Consider the following 9,343-nt stretch of genomic DNA (forward strand, 5'->3'; position numbering starts at 1 on the left):
TTTTTTGTATGTCCATAAAAAGAATGGATGAGTTACATATATATAGCGATTTCACTTTTGTTGAAAATACGAATTATTTATACAACCTAACTAAAATTGTTCGGAATTAGAAGAAAAAACCCTTGAATAGAGGATGATTTTACGTTATTATGCAGAATAAAGGAATAATTATTTTGTTTAGGGGGATTGGCATCTTGGTAGGAGCACCAAATACTTCACAAGCAAGAAAAATCATGTTATTAGGTTCTGGGGAATTAGGGAAAGAGGTCATTATTGAAGCACAGCGCTTAGGAGTGGAAACAATCGCTGTTGATCGCTATGACAACGCACCAGCAAGCCAAGTGGCACATCGTTCATATACAGTAGATATGCTAGATGGTGTCCAATTGAAACGGCTTATCGAAAAAGAAAAGCCTGATTATATTGTTCCTGAAATAGAGGCAATCGCGACTAGTACTCTATTAGATTTAGAAAATGAGGGCTATACGGTAGTTCCGACCGCAAACGCTACTTATTTAACGATGGATCGTGAAGGGATTAGAAGATTGGCAAGCGAAACACTAAAAATACCAACAGCAAAATATGCCTTCGCAAATGACATAAAAGAACTGGAAGAAGCAGTACATAAGATTGGATTTCCATGTGTAATTAAGCCTGTCATGAGTTCCTCTGGCAAAGGTCAAAGCATTTGCCAGAGTGCGGAAGATATCGAATCCTCTTGGAAAGAAGCGGTAGATGGCGGAAGAGGAAAGAAAACTCGTGTCATTGTAGAGGAATTTATTTCCTTTGAATCTGAGATAACTCTTTTAACAGTCCGTTCTGTTAGTGGCACAACCTACTGCCCTCCGATTGGTCACACACAAAAGGATGGCGATTATATTGAATCATGGCAGCCTCATTTTATGTCAGCTGACCAACTAGCACAGGCAGAGGAGGTAGCAAAGAAAATAACAGATAGTCTAGGAGGGTACGGACTATTTGGTGTGGAATTATTTTTAACAGCAAATGGCGTATATTTCAGTGAAGTATCACCAAGACCTCATGATACAGGGATGGTTACAATGATTACCCAAGACCTATCTGAATTTGCTTTGCACGTTAGAGCCATTCTTGGTTATCCCATTACTGGTGTGAAATTATATGCTGCTGGTGCTAGCAAGACTATAAAAGCAACAAAAGAAAGTGAAACTTACTTAATTACTGGTTTGAATGATGCATTGTCGGTCGAAAATACCCAAGTGCGTGTGTTTGGTAAGCCGAGAACAACAAAAGGAAGAAGAATGGCAGTTGTATTGCATACAAATGAAACGGTTGAATTAGCGATAAATGGGGTTAGAAAGGCGGCAGAACCGCTTGCTATTTCTTATAGTGAATAAAGCTATTATTGTTAATGGCTGTTTTCGCATAGTTTGTTGCTATCGCCCGCAGCCGGAATACCCTTCACATTCCGTTGGCCTTGCGCTTTAGCCGCTTCGTCGCTTCGCTCCTGCAGGGCCTTAGGACTGTCTCGCTAATCCCACAGGAGTCTAAGTATATTTCTTGCTGCTCTATTTTGGCAACTAATTCATATTTTCTATTAAAAAAACAACAATCTTTTGGAAAACAGCTTTGTTAAAAGTTAAGAACGCTAAATAATATAATAGGGGTATGGTTTATATGAAAACAAAAAATCGTTGGTTAATTGCATTATCTGCAGTTGGGATTCATATTTCAATCGGATCTGTATACGCTTGGAGTGTTTTTACAAAGCCGCTTGAAGCTCAATTTAACTGGAGTTTAACAAATATTTCATGGACATTTAGTATCGCTATCTTATTTTTAGGATTATCTGCAGCTTTTCTCGGTCACTTTGTCGAAAAATATGGTCCTCGTGCTGCTGGCAGACTTTCCGCCTTCATGTTTGGGATAGGGATGGCTGGTTCTGGATTTGCAACAAGTATTGAATCTTTACCATTACTCTATATCACTTACGGTATGTTTGGAGGAATTGGTTTAGGTGTTGGCTATATTACTCCTGTATCAACATTGGTTAAATGGTTTCCGGATCGTAGAGGTTTAGCAACAGGATTAGCGATAATGGGATTTGGGTTTGCTTCGATGATTAGTAGTCCGGTAATGAATCATTTGATTAATTCGGTTGGGATATCTAATACGTTTTATATTCTTGCAGCAGTATATTTTGTTGTTATTCTTTGTTCCGCACAATATTTAGAAGCACCACCAAAAGGATATATGCCAAAAGGGTTTAAGCAATCTGTGGAAGCTGGCCACATGAAAGTAAGAGAAGATTTGTCACAGTTAACAGCAAATGAAGCAGTAAAAACGAAACGGTTTTGGGCATTATGGATTATGTTATTTATCAATATTACATGTGGGATTGCCATTCTCGCTGTTGCCTCTCCAATGGGCCAAGAATTAGCAGGAATGTCTGTAGCTGGAGCTGCAACACTTGTTGGTATTATGGGCGTTTTCAATGGTGCAGGAAGAATTGCTTGGGCTGCTATTTCTGATTATATTGGAAGACCAAATGTATATACATTATTTTTTGCAATACAAGTAGTAGCATTCTTTGCTCTTCCTCATTTGCATCATTACATTGCTTTTTCAATCATTATATTTATTATTATGTCTTGTTACGGTGGAGGATTTGCTTCTATACCAGCCTATATTGGCGACTTATTTGGTACAAAACAACTTGGCGCTATTCACGGATACATTCTTACAGCTTGGTCCGCTGCCGGTGTTGCTGGTCCTAGCATCGTATCATGGATTCGTGATACGACAGGTAGCTATCAAGGAACACTGCTTGTATTTTCTTGTATGTTTATTGTATCACTGGCAGTGTCATTATTAATTCGTCTTGATATTCGCAGATTGAAAGAAATAAATAATACTGTAAGTGAAAGCAATAGCTTTTAAATAGAACCATTTAAAAAGGATTAGATTCGTTTGATAAGATTATTTGTCTTGTCACGCATCCAATCCTTTTTTTCGAAACTAAGCCTTTAAAAGCAATCCGAATAGTAGTATAGTAGGTTCATTAGTAGTTGTAACTTAATAGTTAGGGGAAATTAGAGAATGGAAAATTTTAATACCCAATTTTTGTATTCGGTTATTATCATCGCAATCGGTTATTTCTTTAAACAGAAAAATATTATTAAAGAAAAGGATGGAGAAGGATTAGCTCGGATTATCTTTAATATCACTTTACCTTGTTTAATTATCTCTACCTTACATAATGTTATTATTGAGAATTCCTTGCTTTTGTTAGTTTTCCTTGGCCTATTTTATGGAATAGTCATTAGTGTTTTCGGACTTTTTTTATTTCGAAAGGAAGAAAATAAGGAAAAAGGGATGTTAGGAATGCTCATCCCTGGATTTAATATTGGCATTTTTGCATATCCTTTAGTTCAAGGAATTTGGGGGACGGAAGGAATCAAGTATTTCGGCATGTTTGATATTGGCAATGCTATCGTTACTTTTGGGATTAGTTATTTAATTGGGAGTTATTATTCGAAAGAAGGAACAGTACTTAGTGCAAAGCATGTAGCAGGGCAGCTTTCAAAATCCATACCATTGATGACATATGTTTTTATTTTCATCATTAATATTACAGGTATCCACTTGCCTCATCAAATAATCGATGTAACGGGTACTATTTCGAAAGCAAATATGCCACTTTCATTATTATTGCTTGGCATCTATTTGAATTTCTCGATTGACAAGAAGTATTGGAAAGGAATTGGAAGAGTACTTGGGATTAGGTATGGTACCGGTCTCTTATTAGGATTTCTCGCTTTTTTTCTTTGGCCAGCTGAAGAAATGTTCCGCTACACAATATTAATCTGTTTAATCTTACCAATGGCATCTTGTGTGCTTCCATATAGCATAGAGTTTAAATATAACCAACGCTTTGTCGGCACTGCTGCAAATTTATCCATTGTGATTAGCTTTTTCTTAATATGGATGATTGGAAATTTAATTATTTAGTAGAGGGTAAATGGTAAATAGCTAGTTGATTAATTTCCTGAGACAGAAAACAGAAACTGAAAAATTGCGCAAAATGAGGTAGGAATCATATTATTTAGCAAGTGATAAATGCGAACGATTATACTAAATAAAGTATAGCTGTTCGCATTTTTTATCATTGTTAAAAAAGACGGTTTCAGGCACGTTTGTTGATCATTCTAGCATCCTGAATACACTTGCTTTCCGTGGGCCTCTTGCTGATCTTACAGGAGTTTATGCAAATTCAGGATGCTCCTTTTTTCCAACTAATTGATTTTTCTAGGAAAATCAATATTTTTAGGAAATAGCTTTTAAAACGAAGTGGATGGAGAGGCAAGCTAAGTGTCTATAGCTCAATGATACGACTTAGTTTTTGTCCAATCCTCATTTTGTAAGGAAATTCTCTGTATAGTATGGCTGAGCATCGTTGTTAAAGGCAACTCCGACGCCTAAGGATGCAAAATCCTTTTGTAAGATATTTTCGCGATGCCCCATTGAATTCATTAAGCCTTCATGTGCAAAAACACTGCTGTTTTGGCCATAAGCTAAATTCTCGCCTGCCATACTGTAGTGTATTCCATCGTTAAGCATCCGATCAAATGGTGATTCGCCTTCAAGATTGGTATGGCTGAAATAATTATTTTCTGCCATGTCTAAACTGTGTTTGCGGGCTGTTTCTCTTACTGCTTCATCCCATGTTAAAGGATTTAAATTATTATTTACTCTACTTGCATTTGTTAAATCAAATAATTGATATTCAAAGCCTTCTTTGAGATTCTCAGTACCATCCACATAAAAATCTTTCCGATTATCTTCTAAGGAAGAGCTGATGATTTGAAGAGCGGTAACAGTGTTATTTTCATGTTTATCAAAAAAAACAGTGACATAGGAATCTTCGAGAGCAAACATTTCATAATCACGATCTTCAGCCATTTTATAAGAAACCAGTCCTTTTCTTAACTCTGTTAAAGGCTCACCCAATGTATCTAACACTTGTTCTTTCTTCGTTCCCTTTTTGATACCGTAACTAGAAGCAATTAAATCCTGATTTGTATATAGAGCCGCTACTTTATTATTGTCATCATAACCTATCATTACAAAGTTATGATAATTGTTATGATAAGTAAACCAAGAAATTCCGTATTCATTTTCCGTTACTCGTTGCGGATGGCCAAGTGACTTTTCAACCTTTTGTTGCTCATCTCCAAGGGAAATATTATAGATAGAGAATGGATAGTCCTTTGGTGTTTCCAATTCAGGTTTAGGAATATCTTCGGAATGTTCCTTCACATTCCAGTCTGGGAGAAAGTCCTGTGCGTCCTGAAAAATTGACTTTAGGCCATTTAATTCTCTTGTAAGTGTCTGAATAAAGGAAGTAATAGATTCTTGATTAATACTATTTTCTATTTCTTCAGAAACCGTATTTATCGCAGTATCTTCCCTCTCTTTAATAAAGAAATTATATGCCGCATATATGATAAGAAGGGTGAGTACCCATTTTAATAGTTTTGTCATTTGAATAACCTCCAGTTGTCAAACCAGTATAACCAAAGAGAAGACCATGCATAACGAATGAATCAAGTGAAAATGGATAAACTAAAGGTAGATAGCTAATTTCTAACGAATTAACTGAAAGAGAAACAGAGATAGCTCAATTCCTCTTAAAATTATATCCATTGTAATAGATAGTATTGATTATTATAACATGTTCTTATAGTTTCTCGTTGTAATAAAGAATTTCATCATTTTGTCTATAAGGTGTAATCAATTTGTAAAGCAGGTTTATTATATGTAAACAGGGGTAAATGCTATAATAAATATAACCGTTTCCAGCTTGGAAATTATATTAGGCGTAATCTCTAGACAGAATTAAGACGGTTTTAAAGGAGGCAATCATGCATTTAATTAGAACCGACATTGACGAAATTTTAACAAACACAACTGATTTAGAGCAGGAAATATCCTCATGGAATTTAATCGACATAGAAATTGATGAACTTTTAGATGATACAAAGCATTGGAATTAATAGTGCAGCCAAATTTACATAATGTAGATTTGGTTGTTTTTTTATTGGCTTTTTTAATACAGCTATAAATTGATTTGTGGAAATTTTTTCAAAAAAGTTACTTATCATTTCCTTAGCTACGCAAAATAATTTCTAACTTTTTATCAAAATTACTTTCTCTATAGAAACTTTGCGTTATAATAAATAGAAATAATATTTATGATAAGGAGAATGGAACGTGACAGAACAAACAATCACTGTAACATTAGCAAAAGAAAAGAAACCAAAACCGGATCCAGCAACATTAGTATTTGGTAAAGTGTTTACTGACCATATGTTTATGATGGATTATTCAGTCGATAAAGGATGGCATGATGCACAAATTCTTCCATACCAACCGATTACTTTAGATCCTGCTTCTGTTATTTTCCACTACGGACAAGCAGTTTTCGAGGGGTTAAAAGCTTATTTAACGAAAGAAGGCAAAGTCCTTTTATTTAGACCAGAAAAAAATATGGAGCGTTTAAATAAATCAAATGACAGACTTTGTATACCTGAAATAGATGAAGAGTTTGCCTTAAATGCTTTAAAACAATTAATTAATATCGATAGAGAATGGATTCCAAATGGAGAAGGAACCTCTTTATACATAAGACCTTTCGTTATATCTACTCAGCCTTATTTAGGTGTAGCAGCATCTGTTAGCTATAAATTTATGATCATTTTATCACCAGTAGGTTCGTATTATAAAGAAGGCGTTAAACCAGTAAAAATCTTCGTTGAAAATGAATATGTACGTGCAGTTGCAGGTGGTACTGGGTCAGCAAAAACAGCTGGTAACTATGCAGCAAGCTTAAAAGCACAACAAATTGCTAATGAAAAAGGCTACTCTCAAGTTCTTTGGTTAGATGGAGTAGAAAAGAAATATATTGAAGAAGTTGGCGCAATGAACGTATTCTTCAAGATTAACGGAGAAGTAGTCACACCTCAGTTAAATGGAAGCATTTTAGAGGGGGTAACAAGAAGAAGTATTATGGAGCTTCTTCAGCATTGGAATATTCCTATTACAGAAAGAAAAATTTCGATTGCTGAAATTTTTGAAGCCCATAAAAACGGTCAATTAGAAGAAGCATTCGGTACAGGAACAGCTGCTGTTATCTCTCCAATTGGTGAATTCTTCTGGAACGAAGAAAAAATAATCATAAATAATGGAGAAACAGGAGAATTGGCATCGAATTTATATAAGACAATCACAGATATCCAAAATGGAAGACAAGAAGATCCATTCGGCTGGACAGTTGAAGTGAAATAATTCCTTTACAAGGAAAATAAAGGAGCATCTTAATGTCTAATAAAAGCCACACGCTAAATTTTGGCTGGAATTTAATAGCACATAAAGACTATAAATTATTCTCAAACCAAAATGAATATGTATTAATGGATTGGGATGGAGATGTTGTTTTGTGTGTTGCTGTTCAAGACCATGAGATAGAGGTCCTTCGTAGTAATTGGAATCTTCATTTTAAAGTGAACTTGGCTTTTAAAACGATAAAAGTTTTTAATGATCCAGACGAGGAAGAGTGAGTAACGAAATTAGTGGATATAAGTAATTGCTATGTTAAAAGGAGTATACCTATTCTGATTAGGTATACTCCTTTGTTATTTTTACTGAAAGATAAAATTATATCAAACAATATAATTACACTAACTTGGTAGTAACAGGGTCTAGAATAAAAGTATGGATAACTTTTGCAACACCATCGTTATTATTAGTATCTGTCACGTAATTAGCAAGCGCCTTTACATCATCAGGGGCATTTCCCATCGCAACACCAAGGCCAGCAAATTCAATCATCGCTACATCATTATAACTATCACCAATAGCAATGACTTCTTCTCTTGTAATGCCCAGTTTTTCAATGAGAATGGCGAGGCTTGTCCCTTTAGTAACTCCTAATTCCGTAAATTCAAGGAAAAATGGTTTAGAGCGCATGACACTTAAATGTTCTGCTAACTCTTGTTGTAGCTTTGCTTCTACTACTTTAAGATGCTCTTCTTCTTTCACCATTAATACCTTTACGACAGGAGAGGAAACAGTTTGTTTGAAATCGGAAACTGTCTTAATAGGTAAGCCGGTAATATCTGCTTCGATTTCAGTGAATGGATTATTCTGTTGTGTAATGATTTCATCCTCCATATAAGTATGAATCCACACATTTTCCCTTTGGCTTAAATCATAAAGATCATGAACGGTTTCTGGTGGTAATGTACTACTAAATAGTTCTTCTTTCGTTTTACAATTTGTTATTTTTGCACCATTAAAAGAAAGAATAAAACTCCCATATTCAGCAAGCCTCAACTCTTCTGCAGCATCTTCGATAGCATATGTTGGTCTTCCAGATGCAAGGACCACCTTAACGCCATTTTCTTGTACTAGCATTAAAGCTTTTTTTGTTGCATCTGAGATAGTATGGTTATCTGTTAATAAAGTATCATCCATATCTAATACGATCATTTTATAACTCATTTTGAACTCCCCTTTCCTAACCTCTATCAAGAATACATGAAAAAGAGACAATAGCCTATACATAAATCCACTTTTTTATAAAAGTTTTAAAAGGAATAAATTTCCTCGAAAAAAGTATTTGAATTATCAGAAAATTACTGCTATAATGTAAAAAAGAACAAGGGGTTGATTCAAATGGAAAAGTATTTATTAAATGCTCCAAAACAGTCTGTAGGAAATGTAGTTGATTCTTTATTCGCTGAAATGGTATTAGAAAAAGCCCTTTACGACTTTCGAAAAGCTGAGCTAAAAAAACAAATTGACAAAACATTAATTGCTGGTGACAAGGAACAATTTTATCGTTTAACAGAAGAGTTAAAGGAATTAACCGCATAATAATCGTAATAAATTATATTTGTAATAAACATAACAGCTATCCTAAATGGGATGCCTCACTGTATTTTCACTCAGATAAATCAGTGAGGTTTTTCCCTGCAAAAAAAGGATAGCTTTTTGTATGGACATATAAAAATAAAAACTGCCAATAAACAAAAGTTTATCGGCAGTTAGGGACACTACAAATGTGTCCTACGTATTGAGGCAATAAACTACGCTCCACATAGCGCAATAATGTTCATTGACTTATTCAATATAGCTCATCGCTTGATTAATATAACATAGTTTCTAGAAGTTTGGCAAGCTATTTCTTATGGATTGAGTCAAGTTTTTGTGGGAGTTTTTTATAGCTCCCTTTTTATAAAGTAAAACTTCTAATTTTGTATCCGTTTTCTAAATGTTTTCTTTTATCAAAATTTCGTTTTTT

At 34.7% G+C, this 9,343-nt stretch carries 9 protein-coding genes; 7 read left to right on the forward strand and 2 right to left on the reverse strand.

Annotated features, from left to right (window positions below):
• Positions 1 to 194 precede the first annotated feature (194 nt).
• The 3 genes from purT (at position 195) to ACTQ5K_RS22065 (ending at position 3,990) form a co-directional block, all read left to right on the forward strand.
• Entirely contained in the window at positions 195 to 1,376 is a 1,182-nt protein-coding gene (gene purT / locus ACTQ5K_RS22055) for a formate-dependent phosphoribosylglycinamide formyltransferase (protein ID WP_031536535.1), read from the forward strand.
• A gap of 280 nt (positions 1,377 to 1,656) precedes the next feature.
• Complete coding sequence (locus tag ACTQ5K_RS22060; protein ID WP_441994295.1) at positions 1,657 to 2,919, forward strand: L-lactate MFS transporter; 1,263 nt, start codon at positions 1,657 to 1,659, stop codon at positions 2,917 to 2,919.
• 159 nt (positions 2,920 to 3,078) lie between these two features.
• Positions 3,079 to 3,990, forward strand: coding sequence for an AEC family transporter (locus ACTQ5K_RS22065; protein WP_031536532.1), 912 nt, complete (start codon positions 3,079 to 3,081; stop codon positions 3,988 to 3,990).
• A 402-nt stretch (positions 3,991 to 4,392) separates the two neighbouring features.
• Here the strand turns inward: ACTQ5K_RS22065 and ACTQ5K_RS22070 are convergent, their stop codons facing one another.
• On the reverse strand, positions 4,393 to 5,523 hold the full coding sequence (locus tag ACTQ5K_RS22070) for a CAP-associated domain-containing protein (protein WP_235251590.1): 1,131 nt from the start codon (positions 5,521 to 5,523) through the stop codon (positions 4,393 to 4,395).
• A gap of 380 nt (positions 5,524 to 5,903) precedes the next feature.
• Here ACTQ5K_RS22070 and ACTQ5K_RS22075 point away from each other — a divergent pair, with 380 nt between their 5' ends.
• From ACTQ5K_RS22075 to ACTQ5K_RS22085, 3 genes are all read left to right on the forward strand, one after another.
• Positions 5,904 to 6,035 (forward strand): hypothetical protein, encoded by a 132-nt coding sequence (locus tag ACTQ5K_RS22075; RefSeq protein ID WP_268817856.1) that lies wholly within the window; start codon positions 5,904 to 5,906, stop codon positions 6,033 to 6,035.
• A gap of 217 nt (positions 6,036 to 6,252) precedes the next feature.
• Complete coding sequence (locus tag ACTQ5K_RS22080; protein ID WP_235251591.1) at positions 6,253 to 7,326, forward strand: branched-chain amino acid aminotransferase; 1,074 nt, start codon at positions 6,253 to 6,255, stop codon at positions 7,324 to 7,326.
• Positions 7,327 to 7,358: 32 nt separating this feature from the next.
• Complete coding sequence (locus ACTQ5K_RS22085; RefSeq protein WP_031536529.1) at positions 7,359 to 7,598, forward strand: hypothetical protein; 240 nt, start codon at positions 7,359 to 7,361, stop codon at positions 7,596 to 7,598.
• A 115-nt stretch (positions 7,599 to 7,713) separates the two neighbouring features.
• Here the strand turns inward: ACTQ5K_RS22085 and ACTQ5K_RS22090 are convergent, their stop codons facing one another.
• The gene (locus ACTQ5K_RS22090) at positions 7,714 to 8,541 is read right to left on the reverse strand and encodes a Cof-type HAD-IIB family hydrolase (RefSeq protein ID WP_349204554.1); all 828 of its coding nucleotides are present in this window, start codon (positions 8,539 to 8,541) and stop codon (positions 7,714 to 7,716) included.
• A 174-nt stretch (positions 8,542 to 8,715) separates the two neighbouring features.
• Between ACTQ5K_RS22090 and ACTQ5K_RS22095 the strand changes: the two genes are divergently transcribed.
• Positions 8,716 to 8,916, forward strand: a complete 201-nt coding sequence (locus ACTQ5K_RS22095; protein ID WP_031536527.1) for an IDEAL domain-containing protein — start codon at positions 8,716 to 8,718, stop codon at positions 8,914 to 8,916.
• Positions 8,917 to 9,343 lie beyond the last annotated feature (427 nt).

Origin of the sequence: Niallia sp. Sow4_A1 (assembly GCF_052116745.1) — a bacterium.
Lineage (GTDB): Bacteria > Bacillota > Bacilli > Bacillales > Cytobacillaceae > Niallia > Niallia hominis.

What these genes read in the sequence shown, in the direction of transcription:
- ACTQ5K_RS22060 (WP_441994295.1), top strand. Translation starts at nt 1,657, where the DNA reads ATGAAAACAAAAAATCGTTGGTTAATTGCATTATCTGCAGTTGGGATT.
- ACTQ5K_RS22065 (WP_031536532.1), top strand. Translation starts at nt 3,079, where the DNA reads ATGGAAAATTTTAATACCCAATTTTTGTATTCGGTTATTATCATCGCA.
- ACTQ5K_RS22070 (WP_235251590.1), bottom strand. Translation starts at nt 5,523, where the DNA reads ATGACAAAACTATTAAAATGGGTACTCACCCTTCTTATCATATATGCG.
- ACTQ5K_RS22075 (WP_268817856.1), top strand. Translation starts at nt 5,904, where the DNA reads ATGCATTTAATTAGAACCGACATTGACGAAATTTTAACAAACACAACT.
- ACTQ5K_RS22085 (WP_031536529.1), top strand. Translation starts at nt 7,359, where the DNA reads ATGTCTAATAAAAGCCACACGCTAAATTTTGGCTGGAATTTAATAGCA.
- ACTQ5K_RS22090 (WP_349204554.1), bottom strand. Translation starts at nt 8,541, where the DNA reads ATGAGTTATAAAATGATCGTATTAGATATGGATGATACTTTATTAACA.
- ACTQ5K_RS22095 (WP_031536527.1), top strand. Translation starts at nt 8,716, where the DNA reads ATGGAAAAGTATTTATTAAATGCTCCAAAACAGTCTGTAGGAAATGTA.